Below are 22,807 nucleotides of genomic sequence, written 5' to 3'. Positions count from 1 at the left end.
GAATTAGCATTGTCCTGCGACTAAATCAGGTAAGGAAAATTACGCTATAATGGTACTAGATCTGCCAAGATTCTACAAAGCTTGTAATCCCAGCAAGCCCCTGAGCATGGGAGATGTCAATGATAGAAAATACTATATTGATTTTTCCCCAGTTAGAGGAAATAAAATTATTGAGTCTCTCAAGCGAACCATCACCCTAATTTCTCCAGATGAGCCGACTTGTCAGCTGTTTACAGGGCATATTGGCTGTGGTAAATCCACAGAATTACTTAGACTAAAAGCTGAGTTAGAGCAACAGAAATTTCATGTGGTTTATTTTGAGTCGTCTCAAGATTTAGACATGGCTGATGTTGATCTAAGCGATATTTTGCTGAGTATAGCTGGTCAAGTCAGTGAAAGTCTGGAGAAAATTAAAATTAATATAAAACCAGGCTATTTTGTCAATCTTTTTACAGAAATTACCGATTTTTTGCGCACACCAATTGAATTGGGTGCTGAAGCAGAATTGTCGGTAGGCATTGGCAAAATAACGGCTAAAACTAAGGAAAGTCCTAAACTGCGGCGTCGATTGCGGGAATACCTCGAACCTCGCACTAGTGGAATCTTAGACTCGATTAATGAAGAACTACTAAAACCTGCTACCACTACCCTGAAGAAAAAGGGCAAAGCGGGACTAGTGGTGATTGTGGATAATCTGGATCGGGTGGATATTCGCCCCTTACCCTCTGGGCGATCGCAACCAGAATATTTATTCATTGACCGGGGTGAACAGTTACGCCGACTCAATTGCCATATTGTTTACACAATTCCCTTGGCGTTAACTTTCTCCAATGAGTGCGAAACCCTGAAGAATCGCTTAGGTGGTGGACTTACTCCTAAAATCTTACCGATGGTGCCAGTTAAACTGCGCACAGGTCAGGAGTTTCCCGATGGCATGGCTTTGCTACGAGAAATGGTACTGGTTAGAGCTTTCCCCAATCAAACTCCTGAGGAACGATTTGCTTTGCTCCCGGAGGTATTTGATAATATAGAAACTTTAAACCGCCTGTGCCAAATTAGTGGTGGTCATGTGCGCAACTTGCTAGGATTGTTGTTTGATTGTCTTAGGCAAGAAAACCCACCGATTCCCAGTGAGTGTTTAGAAAATGTGATTCTCGAACGTCGGGATTATCTGATCTCATCAATTACTGATGAGGAGTGGGAATTACTTTTCCAGGTGGTGCAACAGCAAAAAGTCAGGGGTGATACGGAATACCAAACCCTATTGCGCAGTATGTTTGTCTTTGAATACCGCGATCGCGATGGAAATTGGTTTGGTATAAATCCAGCATTAGAAGAGGCACCGCAGTTTAAGTCATGGTTGAAACAAAATCACCAGCAGACGCTGCCCAATACAACGATAGTACATTAAAGGCTCTCTCTAGAGCGATCGCATTTTCACAAGGGGAATTTTCCCTTGTGATCGTGCGATGTAACTACCAGGGTTTGCAACAACAGATGCTGCAACGCCTCAAAGCACTGTGTCAGCACCAATACCCGATTACAGAGTTTATCATACCGCCATCGGCTACCACCCTTTACACCACCATCCAAAACTACGAACACAGGGAATTGGGGCGTGGACAGGACAGGGGGATAGACAGATGCGGGGACAGGCAGAGTTCTAGCCCCATTGACCCTTCATCCCCTGACCCTCTTACCTCCTCACCCCCTCATGCCGCATTACTGATTGTTGGTTTAGAGTCAGTGGTTGCCCTTGAGGAATTACTTACCTCTACTAATCAAGTCCGGGATGAGTTTCGTAAACGCCTAACCTTTCCTCTAATATTGTGGGTTAATGACCAGGTATTGCAAAAACTGATGCGGTTGGCACCAGATTTTGCCAGTTGGGCAGCCACTCCCCTCAAGTTTGAACTGACCACCACAGAGTTAGTCAATTTTCTCGGACAAAAGGCTCAAATAGTATTTGCCTGTCTATTGAACTCTGGAGAGCCTTCCCCCCCAACCACGCCACAAATCCCCAATCCCAACCTATCCTTTAGGAACACCCAAGGCTCTCAACCAACCAACCTCCAACCAACCTCCAACCAACCAACCAACCTTGGCCTATTGGCCACGCTACGCGAACAACATTCAACCTCCCAACATTCAACCTCCCAACAACCTCCCAACCTCCAACCTCCCAACCTCCAACCAACCAACCCCGATATTTCTATTACCTATTCGAGGAACTCAGCACTCCAAAACCAACGTCGATTTGAACTGGATTTTGCCCTAAAAGATTTACATAGTCGTGGCATTACCTTAGATAAGGAATTAGATGCCAGTCTAGACTTTGTTTTGGGTCTAGATGACTATATAAGCGATCGCATAAATCTAGCCAAGAAGCGGTTTCGTAAAAGCTTAAGAGTTTGGCAGCAAACCGATAACTTAGAACGGCAGGGGTTATTATTGTTTTATCTCGGTTTGTGTTACTGTCGCCAGGCTGACCAAAATCAAGCTCATAAACAGCGCTATTGGGAAGAAGCTTGGCCGTATCTGCATCGATGTATGGGAATTTTCACCCAAGCGGGGCGTCACGATCTGGTGGCTATTTTTATTAGTAAGCTAGCTGAACTGCTGCAGCATCTACAAGCGTGGTCATTCTTACAAACCACCTCTCAACAGGCTCTGTCCCTTCATGAAACCTATGGGACTCAGGTGCAACTAGCCCAAGATTACGGTTTTCTGGCAGAAGTAGCCCTTGAGCAATCCCGATGGGACGATGCTGGTCAATTAGCGGAGAAAGCTCTATTAATTTTGGTTGTTGCTGCTGATGATCAGCCCCATGACCAAGGCTTGCATCCATTGCTATTAGCCCAGCTCTATCGATTATTTTTGGTAAAATCCCAAGGAAAGCAGGGAAATTTAGCAGAAGCGGTCAAGCAGCTGGAAAAAGCGAGTGATAAACTGGCAGATGCCATAGAATCCAGCAATTATCGCTATGAGCCTCAGCGTTACCTGCACCTGTTGGAACGATTACGTAGCCTTTACTTTGAACAAGGGCAATACCTAGAAGCATTTCGGATTAAACAAGAACAACGGGCAGTGGAGCAGCTGTATGGCTTCCGTGCCTTCATTGGTGCTAGTCGTCTACAGCCACCACGAGGAGCCAACAATCCCAGCTGGCATGGCGTACAGCCACAAGACCTTATTCCCCAGGAAATGGCAGCTTCCGGACGTCAGCGAGATGTAAACCGCTTAATGGAACGGATTACCCGTGCTGATCACAAACTGACAGTGATTCATGGTCAGTCAGGGGTTGGAAAAAGTTCCATTGTCCATGCCGGATTAGTGCCAGCACTCAAAAATAGACCCCTTGGCGATCGCATTGGGTTACCGATTGTGGTGCAAGTTTACACCGATTGGGTGGGGGAACTCCATAAACACTTGGCCGATCAGGTATCAGGAAATGGAAATGAAGACCCCTTGATCAGGGAAAAATTTCTAAACTCTAATGGTAATGGTAACGGTAATGGTAACGCCCTAATTGATTCTGTCCTGGAGCAATTACAACACAACGCCGACAATAACTTATTAACGGTTTTAATTTTTGATCAATTTGAAGATTTTTTCTCGGTTTATTCCCATCAATCCCAACGAAAACGGTTTTATTATTTTTTAGTAAATTGTCTTAAGCTACCCTATTTAAAACTAATTTTTTCTATCCGAGATAACGCCTTACATAAATTACTAGAACTAGAACACTACACGTGGGAAGTCATAGAAAGTAATATCTTAGATAAAAAGATTCGTTATCCATTAGTCAATTTTTATTTAAAAGATGCTTATTCTGTTATTCAAAGCTTAACCCATCGGGCTAATTTTTATTTAGAGCCAGCTTTAATTGATGAATTAGTCAGAGAATTAGGGGCTGAAATTGGAGAAGTTCGTCCCATTGAGTTGCAAGTAGTAGGAGCTCAGCTTCAAGCTGAAAATATTACTACCTTAGCTCAGTACCAGTACCATGGTCCCAAAGCCAAACTGGTGGAGCGGTTTTTAGAAAAAGTTATTAAAGATTGCGGTCTTGAGAATGAAACAGCGGCTTGGCTAGTGTTGTCGTTACTCATTGATGACAATAAAAATCGACCCCTTAAGAATCGCTCCGAGCTAGCCATAGAGTCATGCTTAGAAGACCATACCTTAGATTTAATTTTAGAAATTTTTGAGAAATCAGGATTAGTATTTCTATTACCAGAAGTTACGATCAACCGCTATCAACTGGTTCACGATTACCTGGTAGACGTTATCCGCCAGAAAAAGCAATCGAAACTGCAAGCAGAATTAGAAAATCTCCGCGAGAAAGACAAACAGAGCCAGGATAAAATTGAGCAACTGGTTAAAGAACAAGAACTCCAAAACCAACTGACCAAAATAACTAAAAAACAAAGGAAAACCGAAGAAAAGCTGAATCGAATTCTCAGGCAACGATTGCGAGAAGCACGTTGGGCAGGAATGGCACTGTTCAGTCTGATGGTGATTACCGGTATACTTGGGGTTCGCTACGCTATCAGTAAAACCAACAACCATTTGAGTGACCTGAGCTACTCCTCAAAAGCTCTAGTTGATGCCAACAGAACCTTAGATGCCCTCATCCTTAGTTTAGAGGCAGCCCAGGAATTGCAGCAATCCCTTGGGGTTAATCCAGAGACCGAGACACGGGTAGTCACTGCTCTACAACAGGCAGTTTATGGGGTCAGAGAACGTAACCGTTTAAAGGGACATCGGGATTGGGTTAGTAGTGTCAGTTTTAGCCCAGATGGTAAGCTGATTGCCTCTGGGAGTCGAGACAAGACTATCAAACTTTGGCGCAAAAACGGTACCTTGCTCAAAACGTTGCGAGGTCATCGGGCTGGAATCCAAAGTGTCAGTTTTAGTCAAGATGGTCAGATGCTGGCTAGTGGTAGCGAAGACAAAACCGTCAAGCTGTGGCGTAAGGATGGCTCCCTGATCATGACCTTAGATGGGCCAGATGGGCATACCGAAACAGTCCATTGTGTTAGGTTTAGCGCTGATAGCCAGATGATCGCATCGGCTAGTGAGGATAAAACCGTCAAACTATGGAGTAAAGATGGTGTTTTACTCCATACTCTCACTGGTCACAGTGATTCAGTGTTAGGGGTTAGTATTTCTCCCAATGGTCAGTTAATTGCTTCTGCTAGTAAAGACAAAACTATCAAACTTTGGCGCAGGGACGGAACACTGCTGAAAACCTGGCAAGCTCATACACAACCAGTGGTGAGTGTCAGTTTTAGTCCTGATGGCAACACTATTGCCTCTGCCAGTACAGACAACACTGTCAAACTCTGGCAAACTAATGGGGAATTAATCGATACCCTCGAAGGTCATCGTAATTGGGTTCTGGATGTCAGTTTTAGCTCGGATGGTCAGAGGCTAGCTACCGCTAGTGCTGATCACACCATCAAACTCTGGGCTCGTGACGGGGAATTAATCGAAACCTTGGCTGGACATAGCGAGATGGTGGTAGATGTCAGTTTTAGTCCGGACAACAAGACGATTGCCTCTGCTAGTGTAGACAAAACCATTAAACTCTGGGCTCGTGACGGGGGGATACTGGCTCCGATCCGCCATAATCAAGCTGTCAGAAGTGTAAGTTTCAGCCCCAATGGTGAAATGATTGCTACTGCTAGTGCGGACAATACTATTCAACTGTTGAGCCGTAAGGATCGTAGTAGAAAAGCCTTCTCGGCTCATGGTGAAGGGTTGACTGAAATTAGTTTCAGCCCTGATAGCACGATCATGGCTAGCGCTAGTGAAGATAAAACGGTGAAACTCTGGAATTTAGATGGCTCCTTGCTTCATACTCTAGAAGGACACCAGGATCAGGTTTGGGGAGTTAGTTTTAGTCCCGATAGTAAGTTAATTGCTTCTGCTAGTGCTGACGAAACCGTTAAACTCTGGGATTTAGATGGCACCTTGTTGAAGACCTTAGAGGGGCACCAGGATAAAGTTTGGGGGGTCAGTTTTAGCCCAGACAGCAAACAGATTGCCTCTGCTAGTAGTGATGGAACGGTAAAACTCTGGAATCGTGAGGGCAAGTTGCTCAATACGTTGAAAGAGCATAATGATGCTGTCAATTGGGTCAGTTTTAGTCCAGATGGCGAGATGATTGCTTCTGCTAGTAGTGATGGCACGGTAAAACTCTGGAATCGTGATGGCAAGTTGCTCAATACCTTGAAAGGCCATAATGGTGCCGTGAATTGGGTTAGTTTTAGTCCTGATGGAACCTTAATCGCATCTGCTAGTGGTGATACAACGGTTAATCTTTGGAGTCGGGATGGACATTTAATTAATACCTTTAAGGGACACAACGATTCGGTGTTTGGAGTTAGTTTTAGTCCCGATAGTAAGTTAATTGCTTCTGCTAGTAAAGACAAAACCGTGATTTTGTGGAATTTGGATGTGGATTATTTGCTACGGCGCGGTTGTAGTTGGTTGTACGATTATTGGCACCATAACCGTGATGCTCAAAGGGATAAGCTTTGTGGATTTTCACTATAGGAAGGGAGTAGGGAGTAGGGAGTAGGGAGTAGGGAATCGGGAGTCGGGAGTAGCGCTATACTTTATTAACTATTGCCTATTGCCTATTGCCTATTGCCTATTGCCTATTGCCTATTGCCTATTGCCTGTTCCCTGTTCCCTATTCCCTATTCCCTAAAATCAAAAAATTGTGTACCTCAACCCATTGACAATTACTATCTATGGAAACTCAATCTGATTCAAACCTAACTGATTCAAACTTAAGTAAAATAGCTTCTGGAGAAACCTGGAACTATGAAGCGACGGTGGCTAAAGTTGAAACCATTATTAGGAAAATAGAAACGGGAGAACTAGAACTAGCAGAGGTGTTTGATCAGTTCTCCGCTGCTGTCGAATATCTCCATCAATGTGAGGATTTTATGGCTAAGCGACAGCAACAGATGGATTTGTTGATTGAGACGCTGACTAATGATTCTGATTTTTAATAGTAATTTAAGCATATGCGCTACGCGCAGGCTAAGCGAACAGCTATCAGCAATCAGCGGTCAGCTTGTGAATAAAAGAGGTAAGCATGGGTTTAATAGTCACAGGCTAGAAGCCTGTTCCACAAACTAGAAGCCTGTTCCACAAAGCTGACCGCTGACCGCTGACCGCTGACCGCTGACATCAGCCCATCCCTTGAATACCAACATGTCCAGCAAAGGCATACCAATCTTCACTAAAGCCTTTGAATTCCAGATCTTTCAGGGTAAATTTTACGTGATTCTCCTCCACAGTAAACTTAACCGTATTATCAGCATTAGGTTGATCTGTCACAATCACCAATTCAGTGCCTGCTGGAATTTCCTGCTTTGATGCTTCATTCAACATACTAGATTGAATAGGAGCTCGCTTAATTACCGTATCTTGATTAAAGAAAAGGTTAAGTAAAACGGGTTGATTGACTAAGGTATTCTGATAAATAGGAATGTTTAAAGCAGTCTGATCGTTTTGTTTAGACACTACATTACTAACAGTTTCTACCGGTTGCAGACTCTCCATCATAATTGCAACATGGTCTTCAAAGGCATACCAATCACCACTGAAACCCTTAAAAGCAATATCTTTTAAACCCAGTTTAATGTGATTGCCAGATTCCTGACCATAATAGCGAAGTACTAATAGAGTACCTGCTGGTACCATCTGACGTTTATTATCAGGCAATTGCGACGATTGAATCGGCTCTTGCTTGAGATAGCTATCTTGCTTAAACAGAATTCTTAATACATTTGCCATGACACTGTTTTTACTTGGGTAAGCTAAAAATCAAACTTTTAGAATTAAGAATGTAGAATTAAGAATGTAGAATTAAGAATTAAGAATGTAGAATTCACCATTCTGCCTTCTGCCTTCACCATTCTGCCTTCACCATTCTTCATGGTCCATTATAAATTATCAATTCACCATTCACCATTCTTAATTCTTCATTCACCATTCTGCCTTCTGCCTTCACCATTCACCATTCTTCATTCTTCATTCTTCATTCTTCATTCTTCATTCTTCATTCTAAATTCTTCATTCTAAATTCTTCATTCAACTAATACTACCCCGTTTACGAGCTTCCTTATAAGATATTCCCACATTCTTGACACCTGCCCGAATCATTTGTTGTTCAAGCAAAGCAAAGAAGCGATTCCGGTCACCGGCCTTTATCACCGCCTGATTATGAGCTTCAGACACAGCAATGGGATAACCATATCCTTTATAGACCTGCCCCAGCATTAAACTCAAGGCTTGATTGAGCAATGCCGAATTTTGGGCTACCCATTCTGGCATCTCGATACGAGCAATTTCTGTGCCAACATGGACATAACAGAAATAGATCCGATGATGGTCGTATAAATCCAGAATCCGTGCGGAACTCTGAAATAGAGGGCTACGCTGTCCTGGTTTCAATAAACTTGCCCAGAGAGTGGTATCCCGGAGGGGGTCAATCACCTGACAGGGCAACTTGTCGGTTAGATTACCACATTGGGTGATACATTTTGGTGTTTCATAGGGACAAGCTGGTAATCTGAGGAAATTAACCATTTCCACACTACGAGAAGCACTCAGGTAGCCGATCAGGGGTACATTAACAGAACGCAACTGCTCCCAAGCTGTTAGAATCGGAGGCAATATGCGATCGCGTGCTTCCCCTGGCATCCCATCAAGAAACCAGTAAATTAGGGAACCATCTACTATCGCTAGATTGGGGGTATCCCTGTGGGGAGCTGGTGGTTTCACCCAACGGCAAGCCATTTCTGCTAACATCGATACCTCGGAAATCGTGCGCCGATGCCCCATCCACTCCTGCGTGCGAATCCCCCACTGACGAGAAATATATAAGTCTTCCGGTCGGTAGAACACTTCGGGCATACTATCCAACAGAGGATACAGACTTTGTCCATAGTGCAACATTACCCGACCCACATTAATCACATAACAGTAGAGGATTTCGTGGTGAGACGGGGCAATTTGAGACCCATCGGTGGCGAAAACACTATGGCTTTCAGGGGGAATACTGATATCAACACAAGTATCTAGAGGTTCGGCAGGTGTTGCCGCCGTGAAGATCATGCGATCGCGCCATTCTTGATGAGACTTGAGCAAACTCTCTTGTTGTGTTTTAGCCTTTGCCAGTAATTGTTCAGCCCGTTCTAGGCGTTGGCGAGACGCCACCGCTTCTAGTCTCAGGTGCTTACTAATACCAGGAATTTGTCCTGCCAGTTTTGCCAGATCAAGCATGGAGAGCTCATCATTAGATTTACTGTAGATTTACGAATTTCAAACTAGTTATCTGTAACACAGGTTTTTTGTGATCCTAAACGACTCATTCAGTGATCCTAAACGACTCATTCAGTGATCCTAAACAAACACAGATAAATAAACACAATTGTATACATCAGGCTCCAATAACAAACCTGATCCTATACATCAGCCTCAGATCACAAACACGATTGCATACATTACCTTTTCATACTGACAGTATCCATGTCCGTAATTTCGTCAGTAATTTCTAGGAGGTAAGATTTTATGAAGAATCGCCAGTTAATCAAGTCCTTGTCCCTGGCATCTGCAGCAGTCATTGGTGGTAACGCCCCAGCTCAAGCCATAGACTTCGACTTCAGCTATCAACCAGGGACTTCCTCCCCATCCGTCGCAGGAATGGGGTATCCTTTGCAGAACATAGTTGGTTGTTATCTCCATGGGCGTAACTTTCCCGCGCACCGAACGCGCCCCGCGTGGCCTATGGCCAGGGTAGCTGAGTAGGGTCAATACCCAGTTTTTTTGAGACCCTTACTTTTTATATTAACACTATTTGAGACGGAATATTCATCCCCGACCTAATTCGACGGGGTATTCTTTTCCCTCTCAAACTCTCCCACTCTGATAAAACGAATGCGATGCTCAGCATTTAGCCGCTACGCGATTGGCCTATGGCCACGCTAAAAGCGATCGCATACATCAGCCTGGCATACTCAAAGCATAGATTTACCAGAATAAAGTTAAAATTATCCTTAATTTTAGGTTACCAATGTCATTTTATCCAGCCACCGTAGTCTAGAGAATTTACCAATAGATTATGAAAACCAGCCCTCTATAATTTTCTATGATTTTTGAATATTTTGATGACATAACTAGTTTAGTTATATAGGAAAGGGAACAGCGGATCTGGGAACAGGGAGTAGGGAGTAGGGAATAGGGAGTAGGGAGTAGGGAGTAGGGAGTAGGGACTTCGGAGCAGCGATGCAGACTGGTCTTGGGGGTTTCCAAGTCACTTGCTCATCTGACTTTTCACACTCCCCACACTTCCCACACTTCCCCAGGGTAAGCGCATCTAATTTTGTATAAAAAAGTACAGATTTATTGATTAATATATGTATAAGTAAAGCCAGTTTGAGTATTAATGATGTTAAGTAGTATCGTGATTAGCATTGTGTCTACTTTAGATTAGGGTTAGTCTCATGGGTAATGGTTTTCAATCTCGAACAGTTTCGAAATTAAACTCGAAAGCTTTAAGTGTAGCTAAAGCGACTGCGTTAACTGAAAAAATGGCATTAATTTTCAGCGAGATAGAAGACCCCCGTGTGGCTAGAACACGTGTCCATTTGTTAACAGATATTTTAATCATCGCAATACTATCAGTAATTGCAGGAGCCAAGGGATGGGAGGATATGGAAAATTATGGATTAAGTAAATATGAATGGCTAGAGCAATTTTTAGCTTTACCTAAAGGTATCCCAAGTGCAGACACATTTCGCCGAGTGTTTGTTCGCGCAGCGTCTCCTATGGAGTTGCGTATCAACCCAAAAATATTCGAGAGATGTTTTAGACGTTGGGTCCAATCGATAGTTGAGACAGTAGAAGCACAGGTAATTCCCATTGACGGTAAAACTATCAAAGGCTCTTATGATAGAGTACTGGGAAAAACCGCTTTGCACTTAGTCAGTGCATGGAAAGCGTGAATATCGTATTGTTTTAGGACAAGTAAAAGTAGCTGATAAATCAAATGAAATCACGGCAATTCCCGCCTTATTAGAATTACTAGATTTAGCTGGATGTATCGTAACAATTGATGCTATGGGTACGCAAACTGCCATTGCCTCTCAAATTATCAGTGCCAAAGCTGATTACGTTTTAGCTCTTAAAGCCAACCATCCTACCCTTCATAAACAAGTAAAAGATTGGTTTTATAAAAACCTAGAACAGGGATTTAAAGGGATTCATCATAGTTATGATAAACGGATAGAAAAAGGTCATCATCGGACTGAAACAAGGCAAGTGTGGTGTGTTCCAATATCTGAAATATCACCTCTACATAACCAAGATGATTGGGTCGGACTTAAGTGTATTGTCATGGTGATAAGAGTACGTCATCTGTGGAACAAAACTACACGCGAAGTTCAGTTTTACTTAACGAGTTTGGATTGTGATGCTCGTAAATTAGGGAAAGCTATCCGTCTCCACTGGGGTGTAGAAAATGGGTTGCATTGGACTTTAGATGTCACTTTTCATGAAGATGCTTGCCGTGTTCGTACTGGCCATGCTCCACAAAACTTATCATTGCTGCGACGAATTGCACTTAACGCATTGAATTTAGAGCAATCGTTCCGGCGTAGTAATCGTCAAAAATCGAATCGAGCTGCCATGGATAATAACTATATGTTGACGATTATCGCTGCTTGTTTATCTCATTATCATGATGCCTCAAAACCTTTATGTCAATAGGTTTTGAGATGCGCTTACCCTGCACACTTCCCACACTTCCCCTGAATAGTTTAGGGACATAAAAGTTTTAGTTGCGTCTGTTTTTAAGCAGAAATTATTGGCAGAATAACTTTCCTTTTACCTATACTTTTGAATAAATACAGCATTTCCCAATAGATCATAAGAGACCATTTATAAAGTAAAAATAAAGGAAGTAAGCGATCGCGCTTTGATCAACTCTAATGTATCAAAGGAAAACAAGTGAGCAGCTTCAAGTGAAATCAAGACTGAGAAAAGCATATAAGAGTGATGTCACAGATGCAGAGTGGAAAATCATTGAACCTCTTCCGGCTCCAAAATCAGGAGGTCGCCCCCGTACAGTCAATATGCGAGAAGTAATTAATGGCATCTTCTATGTTCAGCAAAACTGGATGTTCATGGGAGATGATGCCCAACGACTTCCCACCATCGTCAACAGTATACAGATATTTTCGTGTCTTTGAACGTTTTGGAGTGTGGAAACAAATCAATCAAAAACTGCGGCGTCAGTTAAGAACCAGTTTAGAAAGAGGAGAAAAACGCTCCTACGGTATTATCGATTCTCAATCAGTGAAAACTACCGGAAAAAGGGGGAAGTATATGGTTTCGATGGCGGGAAAAAAGTCAAGGGACGAAAGCGACATATTCTCGTAGATACTCAAGGGTTATTGCTGGGGGTAGTGGTTACAGAAGGTAATGCTCCGGTGCATATTGGGAGGTATAGCCTGTATTTTGGAAAATATTGAGGAGTTATCAGAGTTACAGATGATTTGGGTTGATGGTGGATATAGTGGCTCGAATGCAAGCTCGCGTGGTAGGTCATATCATGTCCGGTTAATTAGTTATAATTAAGCATCAATTTGACAGGGCTATTTCATTCTAGATGGTAAGATAAGATGCTAAGGCACAAGAGGGAGCATGTCCCTTATGCAGAACATTTGTACTAAATCTCTAGCCCCCTCATGGGTTTAAGCTTGCTGTGATGGTACATAGTTCATTTGTTGTGCAACGCAAGACCTGCTCCCGGCACAAGGGCACAAGAGAATCAACATCGATGGGTCAAATTGCTATTTTAGAAGCCTTTTCTGATTTACCAGATGCTCGTAGAGGGCAGCGGATGTTGACACGAGCGTGGCTATATGTCTGGCTATCTTTACCCTAGCAGTCGCTGCAGGGAATAAAGGATTTTTAGCGATCGCTGATTGGATTGAAACAATCGTGAGGAGTTGAGCCAATTGTTTCAAGTCAACAGACTGCCATCATACAGCACAATCCGCCGAGTGTTACTGAACATGGTAACTTCCGATTATTCAGCAAGGCTAGCTTGCTTTTTCGAGATCACTCCGGAAGCGGGAGAGACTAATGGGGTAGATGGGAAAGTTTTGAGAGGGTCATTTATGGTCGAACAAGACAATCCACATTGCGATCGCCATCCCGCAATTATGGAGCGTGAGTGCCTACTTGGTAGAGAGAGGATTAATTCTCAAGCCTGATCACTGGAGTTTAGACTAACTTGGGTCTCTCAAGCCTGTGATCGTAAACTCCGCAAGTGCGTACGCTAATAGTAGCTCTTTCCAAAACGAACTATTTCGCAACCGAGTAAGAGTCACACAGTTTGTTTCAAAGCCTGGGAGCACGAGGACGGCTGGGGAGTGATCTGGGGTATACTGAGTGATGAGTAGGGGGAGATAATGAGAATGAACCAAAATTGCTCACCTCTCCCCTAAATGAATTATAAACGACTTATTGAATTCCGAGCCGAAGTTTATCAACACCTCAATTAGGCCCACGGATGCAACTTTTGAGTTGATGGATGCGGTACTCACCACTCGTAATTCCTCTAGCCTAGCTGATTTTTCTTTAAGCCCGTTTTTCCGGCGTCAATGGTCGAGTGTTTACGAAGTCTTAGAAGACTCTAGACCATCCCGCAATAAATTAATGCGCTTGTATATCAATCAGATGCCCACAGAAGAACGCCCTGTGTTAGGGGTAGATCATACACTTTGGGAAAGACTTCATTCGCCGACACTACAAGACCGCACTTACCAACATCAACCGAATGGTATTAGTTATAAAAAACCGATTAGTATCGGACAAGGATATAGTACCATTGCTTGGATACCTGAAGCCAAAGGAAGTTGGGCATTACCGTTGAGGCATGAACGTATTACGAGTTGGGAAAATCCCATTAGTAAAGCCACCTGGCAAATCAAACAAGTTTGTCAGCATTTGCTCAATCGCCCTATTATCTTATTAGATAGTGAATATGGCAATGCCTCCTTTCTCAATCAAACAACAGAGGTAGAAGCTGACTTCTTGATGCGGATTCGTTCTAATCGTTGCTTATACGCAGCACCTCCTCTTTATGCCGGTAAGGGACGACCGAGAAAACATGGTCAAAAAATTAAGCTCAATCAGCCCTCGACTTGGTGGGAAGCGACTGAAACTATTGAATTTGAGGACTCTAGGTTAGGGCGACTTCGAGTACGAAGGTGGAAAGACCTACATTTTTCTGGTAGTGCTTCTTCTGAGATGGAATTAATTTTAGTTGAACGGCTCGAAGTCGCATCATCACAGTCCAAGTCTAAGCCTCTATGGTTAGTTTGGGTGGGTCAGTCCATGCCTACCCTTAGTGAGATTTTGCACAAATATTTGCGCCGTTTCGCCGTTGACCATTGGTATCGTTTTCTTAAACAAAGACTACATTGGACAATTCCTCAGCTGAGCACTCCCCAACAATGTGAACGGTGGAGTGATTTAATGCCTATTATGACTTGGGAGTTATGGTTGGCTAGGGATTTAGTTGCACAACATCATCTTCCGTGGGCTTTAACCTCTTGAGAATTTAACTCCAGGACGGGTAGGTCAGTCCATTGCTTTACTTTTGCCGGAGATTGGTACACCGACTGTCCCTCCCAAACCCCGTGGAAAGTCTCCGGGTTGGATAGAAGGAAACAAACGTACTAAAAGAACTCGTTACCCGGTCGTCAAAAAAGGTAAAGTAAGACACAAAAAACGGTCTAAAAAAGCCTCTTAATTTCTCATTTTTCAGTGATTTTTATTTTTTATCAGCTAAGGGTTATAGCTGAGTTAATTTGTCGTAGTCTAAACTCCAGTGATCAGGTAGACAAAAAAACGAATGAGATTAAGGCAGTGCCAGAGTTTATTAAAGCACGCTTCGCTCAAAGGCGTGGTTTTTGCCTTTGATGCTATAAACACCCAAAAAAAACTTGTCAGCTGATCATCGATAGTGGGAATCACTATATAGCAGCCCTCAAAGGGAACCAACCAAAACGAGTTGCAGCCGCCCAGCAGCAGTTCGTTCCTCAGCAATCTTTTGAACAGATAAATATTGGACACGGTCGAATAGAAAAACGAAGTGTTAGTATAAGCCCACGTTACCCAAGGTTTGCCTTCTTGGCCTGGATTAGCTACCGTGATTCAAGTTCAGTCCCGACGGATTACTACAAACACGCTTTCTGACCCAGATCCGATACTATATCTCTGACTTGAAAGAAACGGCTGAACAAAAGCCCAAGCGGATTCGAGGCTATTGGGGCGTAGAGAACAAAGTTCATTATGTCAGAGATGTCACTCAGCGGTGTTGATAAATCTCGTATCAGGACAACTCCTCTGGTACAAAGAAGGGCGATCGCTCGTAATTTAGCTCTGAATCTTTATCGAGATGCAGGGTTTGACAACATGGCTCAGGCACAAAGAAAATGCCAATTTGGGCTTAAGCATATTTTGGCACTTTTTAGAATGAAATAGCCCTGATCAATTTGACGCCACCAATGAAAACCTGTCAAGCCTTGAATTAAATCTTGCTGTTTGAGTAAAGTTTTGCAGCGTTGAAACAGAACAACTTCTAGCTGCTGCGCGAGTATCAAATGAGCGATTGCCTGTTGTGCCGTCAACCAGAGTCCATAATCTTTCTGCTGGTTGCAATTCCGGTGAGTGAGAAGGCAAAAATATTAAATGCAATCCCTCTGGTAATTCTATGCCCTTACTGGTATGCCATCCAGCTTGGTCAACAACTAAAACAATGTGTTTATCATCACCATTATTAAATTCAGCCGCAAATTCAGCGGGAGCATCCCATTTTGGAAAAAAGGGAAAACTTATTCGCGAGTTATGCTCGCGAATAATAACCTAACTTAGATATTTTCTTGCTCCGAGTCGAAAGAAATATCTAGTAAGCTATTTTTTAGAGAATCAATATTTTTTTGTAATTCGGAAACTATGGTTCTTCTGGCTACAGCCATCACCCCAGCAACATGGGCTTGACTTCCAGCCTTCCCCAAATGCTTATATTTACTTAGCTTGGGGGTATCACCTGTGGTGGGAAAAGTGGGTGAAGGAGCTTGTAGTTTATAGTACCAGTAGGCTTTTTGGGGCTGTCGGACTTGATAACGTGCTACCCAAGCATCTTCCGGAGCGAGTTCCCCTTGACCCTCGAAGAAACTTTTGTAGGTTTCGAGGCTGGCAATCGCCGTCTGTAAACGAGTTATTCTCTGTAGTTTATCTTGTTGTGACTGACTTGAAACTCTTCTACCCATTACTCTCAATCCCCATGGGACATCTATTCGCGATTATAACTCGCGAATACAGTCAAAGGAAGAGAGAATTTTTAAGGGCTTAAATAGCTAGTTGACCATTGAGATAGGCACAACGCAGTTGTAAGATATTAGCAACATTCTCTGGTCGCCACTGGGCTCCGGTTAATTTAACTCGGTGGCTGATTTGTTTGACAGCCGATTCCACCGCTCCGCTTCCAATTGAACAAATTTGCTCCCGTTGGAAATAGTGATAATTGATTAACCTTTTACGGTGTTTTTTGAGATAGCCAATAAAGTTAGTTCCACCCACTGGCTTCGCCAACTTAAGCAACTTCATTGCCTCAGACACCTGTCCTTTCCACAGGTAAGCCTCTAACTGTTCTTTGATTGATTTATTTGTTTCTATTTTATGAAGGTTTTCGGTTAAGTGATACCAGTCCAGGATTTCAATTCGATGCTGAGGCTCACCAATAAGAGCAAATATATTCCAGATGCCATCATGTCCATCTCCCAAGCAGTATAAGGGTACGGTCAAGTTTTGACTGTTTATCCAATCAGTTAAAGATAGATTGTCTTGAAAGAAGGCTCCGTAATAAATCCCTTGTAAGCGAGCTGTTTTGTATTCTTGCCAAACACTAGGTTCTCCTTTAACTTCCGTCCTTAAGCGAATTTTTCCGCCATCAACACTTACTTCGGATAACCCTTGTTTTAGATCAGGAGGTGGTAACTCAATTTGGTTAACTTTTCGTTCGCGTAGCGTGGCCAAAGGCCAATGTTGAGTGGAATGACCAACTTTGAGTCCAGTTAAGAGATATAAATCCGTTTCTGCATTGTGATAAGATTCATTGGCACTCAAGAGAAGACAGCATTTTTCCAACAGAGGACTATGTCGCGTTAATGGTTCTATTCCCAAAGCATCTGCTTGTTTTTTCGTAATCTTCAGTTTTCCGAGACAACTTTTAATGGTTCGGGTTTTCCCTCGTTGGGTATTGGTCTTTTTTGTGATAAAAAAAAGGCAATTTTGGGACTGACGTGTTCTAAAACTTGCTTCCTGACTGCAATTTCAATATCTGCCAGGGTTTCCAAGCTATCCGTGTCAGTATTGTTGTACAGGATCTCGCTGGCTCGTTTTAAACAAGCTTCTAGTTCTTCCCGTTCGGCTTTCTTCATAATCAAAGCGTATGAACATCTACCTCTGTATTCTACCAGCCTAAGTAGTTGAGCCTTACAATGGGGTTTAACTTCGCGAGCAATCCTCGCGAAATTAAACCCCACCCTCTTCTTGTATTTTCCAAAATGGGATGCTCCCAATTCAGCCCATACCCGATTAAATAGCTCAGTATTGACATAAGGCAGAATCCACGCCTTAGTCTCGACCGTACACGGGTGTGCAAAAGCATACAACCATAACCACTCAAATCTCCAATTGACATGGGCAATTGGCCACTCCCCAACTGGATCATAAATGCGTCGAAGCACAGGGAAAGAGTCCCAGGCGATGTTCATCCTCACACCATAATTGCACATCTGCATTCGGGTAAGTGCTTTTGATTTGCTCAAGGTCGGCGGCTAGTTTTTTTTCCAGGCTTGTTGCTCATGCATAGTCACTTTTAGTATGAGCAGGTAAAGGAACCCTCAACCATTAAGTCATTTGTCGTAGTATCTCCCATCCTCTTTGTCTGCTGATGGACTTGCCCGTCACAGATGTTAACCAGTCTGCCACTTTTCGACCATTCCAAAATCCCCCATCTGGAGCAAGTCCGTTGCAAAACTTGCCATAACTGTGCTTGTTCGAAATCTCCTATTAATGGCTTGGCTCCTTGATTTTGTTTTCTGCGTTCGCGTAGCGTGGCTTTTGGCCAATCGCCTAATCCTTCAGCACCCAATTGGTTGTATCTTTTGATTAATGCATAAATCCAGATTCTACTGTAGCCAGTTATTTGGACTACTTCCTCTGTTTTTTTTCCTTGAGCGAGTAACCAGATCACCTGATACTGCCGACAAACTATGGCACTTTTGGCCTGGCGGTAACCCTGTTGGAGTTCCTCAATGCAAAGAGTGTTCGGTGATGGTAATTCGTCTTGGCATTACCTCGATGCTGTACTCTCCACTTTTATTATAAGTGATTATACGGACATGATATCAATTGTCTCATGCACAAGTGGAAGTCGTCCAACGCACAGAGTCTGGATTTCAAGTGTTACCTCGACGCTGGGTAGTAGAGCGCACCTTTTCTTGGTTTATAGGTTGCCGACGTTTAGTGGTGGACTACGAACTGCTACCGGAAGTGAGCGAAGCTCTGATTTATACAGCAATGATTAGACTCATGCTGCGTCGCCTTGCTTCTTAATAATCACTTTATAAATGGTCTCTTAGAACTAGGATTATTCTCTGAAAAATTAGCTTTAATAACCAGTTCCAGAATTTCAAAATTAGGTGTAGCATCCCATAGAAACCCCAACCGAAAAGCGTTTTATGCAAAATTCCTTTCACATCTGGTTGAGAAGACCATCTCAGAGGTGATAGTTATAGAGTTCCCTGAAATGCTGACAAAACCTAAATTTTCCTTCCAGAAGGACTAATACCTAATAGTTAATCAAGCCAATTTGAAAAATCCTGGGAAAATTGCTCAAGAGACAACAACTGAATTCTCGGGTCATTACCAGCAGATTCTTGCTCAGCTTTGGTATTGTAGCCCCAATCAGCTAGATAGAGTTTCACCGGTTTGAGGTCTGGCTGCTGTTGCACAGATTGAATGGTCTTGAGCCGATCTTCCACAAACCATAGTGTTACGGCTTCCCCTGGAAAAGTTTCTATTAATTGTCGTAGGGTTTGATGTTTGGGTCGTTTGGACTCCTTGCCAATAATTCTGTCTTGTGGTAATTTAATACCTTGTTGCAGCAATAGTTGTTTGATGAAGCGTCCTTCTTTAGTAGAAACAATATATACCTGTGTGGTATTTGTGGAAAGTATTTGCTCCAATCGCTCAATCACACCGGGATAAAATTGGTGTAGACTCAACCAACCATCTAAATCGGTAGTAATCCATTTATCCCGAATCGTGTCTAACTGCTTGGCTGTATCGGTTCTGTCTAAGGTCTCAGAATTAACGATAGACTGGGCAACTGTTGACCAATCCTGCAAAATCTCGTCTTCTGAAATACCGAGAATCAGCGCGTGAATCAATACTGGCATTTCCCAGCCGGTTTCGATCACAGGTCGTAAGCGGTAGAAGCTAGGTGCTAAATTCTCGGGTGGTGTTTGACTGCCGGGTTTCCAAATTTGACAGTATGTACGCCACGCCGTCTGAAAATACTCTAATAGTCCGTTACACAGAACACCGTCAAAGTCGAGAGCAAGAATTGTGGGTACCATTTCACTTGATCAATACTTATGAATACTACAAATTACTATACTCAAGATTAAGGGAAAAAAGTCAAAGATTTTACCTTTACATTTTCCCCTTAATCTTTACCCTTATTCAATAATAGATAGCAATGTTTAAGTGAATTGGTATAATTTTATAGCACCCTATCAAGTTATAGTATCTATGCCACTCCAGCAAATTTAAGCAGATTGAGCTTTGCTCACGCTACGCGATGAAGCGTTCGCGAAGCGTGGCCAAAGGCCTCAGCTTCCGCGCTTATGCGATCGACAATACCAAATTTTCCTGGATGTGAACCCAGTGTTGGTGTCCAATCTGGGTCTTGATTTAGATAAGACATACGGTCTCCCTGCAGCAGACCAATAAAAACTTCTGCTACAATCCGAGCACCTACAGATCCTAAGGTTTTACCACCAGCTCGCGCTATCTGCTTCCCTGAGAATATAGAACCACAGGGGTGTTCTACGGGCTAAGACAGAACTAATTTCAGTCACATCTGCCAGTTCCTCAGGACTAAGGGCTTGAATCCGTTCTTAGATAGAGTCGGCCATGTCTGGTCATTGCGTTTCCTGTGTGTTGTTTACTAGTTCTTTGAGTATGGATTTCGCCACCAGCTTTGGACAGTACCCGTGTGGGTACCTTTTTTGACAAGGCCAACGTCATGTATGCAAAAGTCCCTCTTTGGTCAGAGTTTCAGAATTTAAAGGTGAGGGACTGCTGGCTTGGGAAATATGCGATTGGCCTACGGCCACGCTACGCGAACGCATTACTCCCTAAATTACTAACTCACTCTAGCGCTATATATAAGTTAGGAGCTCTCAAGGAATAAGCGCGTTTTCATTTCACCTGAAAATGCTATACTTGTTAATCCAAACCAGTATTCCTCCTCAAGGAACCATAAAAACTAATAGGAGTCACCACCTAATCCAGGGTTTTTGAGATCAAGTTTTTTGATGATCCCTTGTCCTGTAGCCATCACAATCCTGATTCAAGGATGACATGTTAGTAAAGGATAAAGGTAAAGGGAAATTTTTTTGGTTCATCCCAGGTTACTGTAACTCTAAATCTTGACTATTGGTCAGAGCAATAACTGGAAAAACGCGCTTCCTGGTAAGTTATTCCAGCCTAACAGATGGGGGAATAAAATTAAATCAAAATTGGCCATAAACCTAAATTAGTCTTTAACTTGAGTAAACCTCCCAAAAAATTGCCAAATATGGATTTTTTTTAAATTAATTTAAGCGTTATCAAATTGCATAACTGAGTAAATACTATCAACCCATGTTCTTTTGCACAAATCAATGACGACAGCTACAGCTACATAAATTTAGGGTTTAGATCACCAGACCTATTCCCTAGGTATACCAATGGTAATACATTATGATCCCATTGGATAAATTCTCAAGGGATTTGTTCGTTGTAGACTAGAACGAATTTTAGCGAATCCATTTTTCATCAATTACCATAAATAAAATAAGAGCTATAATAAACTTAGAGGTACAAAATGAATACTTGGGTAAAGTCAGAAGCTGCGTACCTAGAAAATCATCGCCCGTGGTACGAGGGACCTCATGGCACTTGCAATCTCCTCAAACCCACTCTAATCCACATGGGAGACGATAAGCCACTTCATTTGATGTTCCCTGTCCATTGGAATGAAGCTATAGATGCCTTACCTCAAGCTAAAACAATGGCACGGCAACTCAATGGGTTCTTAGTACTACTGCTTTATGGACAGGCATCTGACCAAGAAATTCAATCCTTGGTACTAGAATTAGCAGAAGCCCAAGTTCTCCCCCTATGGCTAGGTTGGCAAAATAGGAAAAGGTTCGACCGCATTGTAGCAATGCTTTCCAATCATTCTGAGCTTAATTGATGTCAGTGCATATGATGTCAGTGCATATGATGTCAGTGCATAGTCAGGGTGCATTCAAGCAATTCAGCATTGATCTTGACAGTGCTTGCATGCTTTGTGACGATAATTCTTTAAGAATCAGACCTTGAATTATTGAAGCAATAGAATTATTGAAGCAATCCACATGAACATTATGAACAGACTAGAAACACTCCAGCTGAGGTGATTAGGGCTTTTATTAAAACATTACGTGTTAAGATTCCGGTTTGACTGGAAAGAAAAGCTAATGACTAACCCTTGATATGACTTAACTATCAATATCTAGGAATTAGCCATTACCAAGTTTTTGGGGTAGTTATCTGATCACGACTACTCGAGTGAGGTTTTTGGTGACCGTCTTTCCATAGCCTTTTTTACAGTGACCATCTGAGACATAAGATGCTGAATTTTAGTGTAGAGTTGGTCAAACTCATCACGATTAAGGGAAGTTGGGTTGATCTGTGGCTCCTGAGCAGCATTGGGTGGAGCATAGGCTAGAAATGATTGCACCGATGGAAACCTAGCCGTAGCTGCTCCCACGTCCAAGTCAGGTTTAGTGGGGGATTGAGTGGATGGTTCATGATCCACTGTTTGATTGGTAATGATTACAGGTTCAGTTACCGACTCAGTTTCGGCAATCGGATGGTAGGTTTTGAGCAAGGGTTCGGAAGTGACTTGCTCAAGATTGGTAATTGGCTGGTAGTTGTCGTTTAAAGATAGTGAAGTGTCTTTGTCTGAGGTAAACTCCTTCAGTCCAGAAGCGTCTAACCTAGAGTCTGATAGCTGAAGTGTCTCTAACAATTCCTCCTTTTTCCTGAGATTTTCCTCAAGACCCGATAACTGTGCCTCTATATCAGACCGGTTGCGGTCAGCGGAGCGCCATCCGGTCATCGCCACTGTAGCAGTTCCTACAGTCAGACTTAGTAGCGCTGCTAAGCCCAAGTAAGGTGGAGCTACGTCCATTAGTTTACCGTCAAACACTGGCTCCTCTTGTACTTGGATATTTAAAGGTCTAGAGCCAAACCAAGCTAGTGGTATGGTTAGGACTGTAAAGAGTGCAGCTGAAAATACAATTGGTTTCAGGTTAAATGGCTGATGCGGCAACTATCGAAGGAAACTACTGATTATGACATCTCCGATTAAGCAATTTGTCCTGAAACC

At 42.8% G+C, this 22,807-nt stretch carries 20 protein-coding genes and 5 pseudogenes; 15 read left to right on the top strand and 10 right to left on the bottom strand.

Annotated features, from left to right (window positions below):
• Positions 1 to 49 precede the first annotated feature (49 nt).
• From F6J94_RS07830 to xseB, 4 genes are all read left to right on the top strand, one after another.
• A complete protein-coding gene (locus F6J94_RS07830; protein WP_293038810.1) occupies positions 50 to 1,411 on the top strand; it encodes a P-loop NTPase fold protein in 1,362 nt (453 codons plus the stop codon).
• Positions 1,357 to 6,561: a hypothetical protein gene (locus F6J94_RS07825; RefSeq protein WP_293038808.1), complete on the top strand. Its 5,205-nt coding sequence runs from the start codon at positions 1,357 to 1,359 to the stop codon at positions 6,559 to 6,561. The genes F6J94_RS07830 and F6J94_RS07825 overlap by 55 nt, the downstream gene beginning before the upstream one ends.
• 72 nt (positions 6,562 to 6,633) lie before the next feature.
• Positions 6,634 to 6,789 (top strand): hypothetical protein, encoded by a 156-nt coding sequence (locus tag F6J94_RS07820; RefSeq protein ID WP_293038806.1) that lies wholly within the window; start codon positions 6,634 to 6,636, stop codon positions 6,787 to 6,789.
• Positions 6,762 to 7,025, top strand: coding sequence for an exodeoxyribonuclease VII small subunit (gene xseB, locus F6J94_RS07815; protein WP_293038804.1), 264 nt, complete (start codon positions 6,762 to 6,764; stop codon positions 7,023 to 7,025). The genes F6J94_RS07820 and xseB overlap by 28 nt, the downstream gene beginning before the upstream one ends.
• A gap of 181 nt (positions 7,026 to 7,206) precedes the next feature.
• Here xseB and F6J94_RS07810 read toward each other — a convergent pair whose 3' ends face one another.
• A complete protein-coding gene (locus F6J94_RS07810; RefSeq protein ID WP_293038802.1) occupies positions 7,207 to 7,815 on the bottom strand; it encodes a hypothetical protein in 609 nt (202 codons plus the stop codon).
• 297 nt (positions 7,816 to 8,112) lie between these two features.
• Positions 8,113 to 9,306: a DNA double-strand break repair nuclease NurA gene (locus tag F6J94_RS07805; protein WP_293025261.1), complete on the bottom strand. Its 1,194-nt coding sequence runs from the start codon at positions 9,304 to 9,306 to the stop codon at positions 8,113 to 8,115.
• Between the two features lie 288 nt (positions 9,307 to 9,594).
• On the opposite strand from F6J94_RS07805, the gene F6J94_RS07800 reads away from it, so the two are divergent.
• Positions 9,595 to 9,831, top strand: coding sequence for a hypothetical protein (locus tag F6J94_RS07800; protein ID WP_293025263.1), 237 nt, complete (start codon positions 9,595 to 9,597; stop codon positions 9,829 to 9,831).
• Between the two features lie 377 nt (positions 9,832 to 10,208).
• Here F6J94_RS07800 and F6J94_RS07795 read toward each other — a convergent pair whose 3' ends face one another.
• Entirely contained in the window at positions 10,209 to 10,340 is a 132-nt protein-coding gene (locus F6J94_RS07795; RefSeq protein ID WP_293025265.1) for a hypothetical protein, read from the bottom strand.
• A 273-nt stretch (positions 10,341 to 10,613) separates the two neighbouring features.
• On the opposite strand from F6J94_RS07795, the pseudogene F6J94_RS07790 reads away from it, so the two are divergent.
• The 7 genes and pseudogenes from F6J94_RS07790 (at position 10,614) to F6J94_RS07770 (ending at position 15,579) form a co-directional block, all read left to right on the top strand.
• Positions 10,614 to 11,790, top strand: a pseudogene (locus F6J94_RS07790) (ISAs1 family transposase).
• A gap of 254 nt (positions 11,791 to 12,044) precedes the next feature.
• A complete protein-coding gene (locus F6J94_RS07785) occupies positions 12,045 to 12,272 on the top strand; it encodes a transposase (protein WP_293038800.1) in 228 nt (75 codons plus the stop codon).
• On the top strand, positions 12,172 to 12,462 hold the full coding sequence (locus F6J94_RS34175) for a transposase (RefSeq protein WP_367142178.1): 291 nt from the start codon (positions 12,172 to 12,174) through the stop codon (positions 12,460 to 12,462). The genes F6J94_RS07785 and F6J94_RS34175 overlap by 101 nt, the downstream gene beginning before the upstream one ends.
• Positions 12,384 to 12,554: pseudogene (locus F6J94_RS34170) on the top strand (transposase); the annotation flags it as partial. The gene F6J94_RS34175 and the pseudogene F6J94_RS34170, both read left to right, overlap by 79 nt.
• Before the next feature lie 480 nt (positions 12,555 to 13,034).
• Entirely contained in the window at positions 13,035 to 13,301 is a 267-nt protein-coding gene (locus tag F6J94_RS07780) for a hypothetical protein (protein ID WP_293038798.1), read from the top strand.
• 253 nt (positions 13,302 to 13,554) lie between these two features.
• Positions 13,555 to 14,649, top strand: coding sequence for an NF041680 family putative transposase (locus F6J94_RS07775; protein WP_367142175.1), 1,095 nt, complete (start codon positions 13,555 to 13,557; stop codon positions 14,647 to 14,649).
• 738 nt (positions 14,650 to 15,387) lie between these two features.
• Positions 15,388 to 15,579: a hypothetical protein gene (locus tag F6J94_RS07770; protein WP_293038796.1), complete on the top strand. Its 192-nt coding sequence runs from the start codon at positions 15,388 to 15,390 to the stop codon at positions 15,577 to 15,579.
• Between the two features lie 53 nt (positions 15,580 to 15,632).
• Here the strand turns inward: F6J94_RS07770 and F6J94_RS07765 are convergent.
• From F6J94_RS07765 to F6J94_RS07750, 4 genes and pseudogenes are all read right to left on the bottom strand, one after another.
• Positions 15,633 to 15,894 (bottom strand): annotated as a pseudogene (locus F6J94_RS07765) (transposase); the annotation flags it as partial.
• 71 nt (positions 15,895 to 15,965) lie between these two features.
• Positions 15,966 to 16,367 (bottom strand): transposase, encoded by a 402-nt coding sequence (locus F6J94_RS07760; protein WP_293038794.1) that lies wholly within the window; start codon positions 16,365 to 16,367, stop codon positions 15,966 to 15,968.
• Positions 16,368 to 16,446: 79 nt separating this feature from the next.
• Positions 16,447 to 17,537, bottom strand: a protein-coding gene (locus F6J94_RS07755; RefSeq protein WP_293038824.1) for an ISKra4 family transposase whose coding sequence is annotated in 2 segments (ribosomal slippage) — positions 16,447 to 17,384 and positions 17,384 to 17,537 — 1,092 coding nt in all. Because the reading frame shifts where the segments join, the coding sequence is not laid out codon by codon here.
• A 150-nt stretch (positions 17,538 to 17,687) separates the two neighbouring features.
• Positions 17,688 to 18,455 (bottom strand): annotated as a pseudogene (locus tag F6J94_RS07750) (IS630 family transposase); the annotation flags it as partial.
• A 73-nt stretch (positions 18,456 to 18,528) separates the two neighbouring features.
• Between F6J94_RS07750 and F6J94_RS07745 the strand changes: the two are divergent.
• A pseudogene (locus F6J94_RS07745) lies at positions 18,529 to 18,717 on the top strand (transposase); the annotation flags it as partial.
• 242 nt (positions 18,718 to 18,959) lie between these two features.
• On the opposite strand, the gene F6J94_RS07740 reads toward F6J94_RS07745, so the two are convergent.
• A complete protein-coding gene (locus tag F6J94_RS07740) occupies positions 18,960 to 19,742 on the bottom strand; it encodes an HAD family hydrolase (RefSeq protein WP_293038792.1) in 783 nt (260 codons plus the stop codon).
• A 212-nt stretch (positions 19,743 to 19,954) separates the two neighbouring features.
• The gene (locus F6J94_RS07735) at positions 19,955 to 20,092 is read right to left on the bottom strand and encodes a hypothetical protein (protein ID WP_293029453.1); all 138 of its coding nucleotides are present in this window, start codon (positions 20,090 to 20,092) and stop codon (positions 19,955 to 19,957) included.
• A 366-nt stretch (positions 20,093 to 20,458) separates the two neighbouring features.
• Between F6J94_RS07735 and F6J94_RS07730 the strand changes: the two genes are divergently transcribed.
• Both F6J94_RS07730 and F6J94_RS07725 read left to right on the top strand, forming a co-directional pair.
• The gene (locus F6J94_RS07730; RefSeq protein ID WP_293038790.1) at positions 20,459 to 20,581 is read left to right on the top strand and encodes a hypothetical protein; all 123 of its coding nucleotides are present in this window, start codon (positions 20,459 to 20,461) and stop codon (positions 20,579 to 20,581) included.
• 675 nt (positions 20,582 to 21,256) lie between these two features.
• On the top strand, positions 21,257 to 21,628 hold the full coding sequence (locus tag F6J94_RS07725; RefSeq protein ID WP_293038788.1) for a hypothetical protein: 372 nt from the start codon (positions 21,257 to 21,259) through the stop codon (positions 21,626 to 21,628).
• Positions 21,629 to 21,976: 348 nt separating this feature from the next.
• Here the strand turns inward: F6J94_RS07725 and F6J94_RS07720 are convergent, their stop codons facing one another.
• A complete protein-coding gene (locus tag F6J94_RS07720) occupies positions 21,977 to 22,750 on the bottom strand; it encodes a hypothetical protein (protein WP_293038786.1) in 774 nt (257 codons plus the stop codon).
• Positions 22,751 to 22,807 lie beyond the last annotated feature (57 nt).

The sequence above is a fragment of the Moorena sp. SIO1F2 genome (assembly GCF_010672755.1).
Classification (GTDB): domain Bacteria; phylum Cyanobacteriota; class Cyanobacteriia; order Cyanobacteriales; family Coleofasciculaceae; genus Moorena.
The sequence above is the reverse complement of the archived record's forward strand: the minus strand, read 5'-3'. Positions and strand labels throughout refer to the sequence as shown.

Excerpts from the sequence above, each read along its gene's own strand:
- F6J94_RS07830 (WP_293038810.1), top strand. The coding sequence starts at position 50 with ATGGTACTAGATCTGCCAAGATTCTACAAAGCTTGTAATCCCAGCAAG.
- F6J94_RS07825 (WP_293038808.1), top strand. The coding sequence starts at position 1,357 with ATGGTTGAAACAAAATCACCAGCAGACGCTGCCCAATACAACGATAGT.
- xseB (WP_293038804.1), top strand. The coding sequence starts at position 6,762 with ATGGAAACTCAATCTGATTCAAACCTAACTGATTCAAACTTAAGTAAA.
- F6J94_RS07810 (WP_293038802.1), bottom strand. The coding sequence starts at position 7,815 with ATGGCAAATGTATTAAGAATTCTGTTTAAGCAAGATAGCTATCTCAAG.
- F6J94_RS07805 (WP_293025261.1), bottom strand. The coding sequence starts at position 9,306 with ATGCTTGATCTGGCAAAACTGGCAGGACAAATTCCTGGTATTAGTAAG.
- F6J94_RS07800 (WP_293025263.1), top strand. The coding sequence starts at position 9,595 with ATGAAGAATCGCCAGTTAATCAAGTCCTTGTCCCTGGCATCTGCAGCA.
- F6J94_RS34175 (WP_367142178.1), top strand. The coding sequence starts at position 12,172 with ATGGCATCTTCTATGTTCAGCAAAACTGGATGTTCATGGGAGATGATG.
- F6J94_RS07770 (WP_293038796.1), top strand. The coding sequence starts at position 15,388 with ATGTCAGAGATGTCACTCAGCGGTGTTGATAAATCTCGTATCAGGACA.
- F6J94_RS07760 (WP_293038794.1), bottom strand. The coding sequence starts at position 16,367 with ATGGGTAGAAGAGTTTCAAGTCAGTCACAACAAGATAAACTACAGAGA.
- F6J94_RS07740 (WP_293038792.1), bottom strand. The coding sequence starts at position 19,742 with ATGGTACCCACAATTCTTGCTCTCGACTTTGACGGTGTTCTGTGTAAC.
- F6J94_RS07735 (WP_293029453.1), bottom strand. The coding sequence starts at position 20,092 with ATGTCTTATCTAAATCAAGACCCAGATTGGACACCAACACTGGGTTCA.
- F6J94_RS07725 (WP_293038788.1), top strand. The coding sequence starts at position 21,257 with ATGAATACTTGGGTAAAGTCAGAAGCTGCGTACCTAGAAAATCATCGC.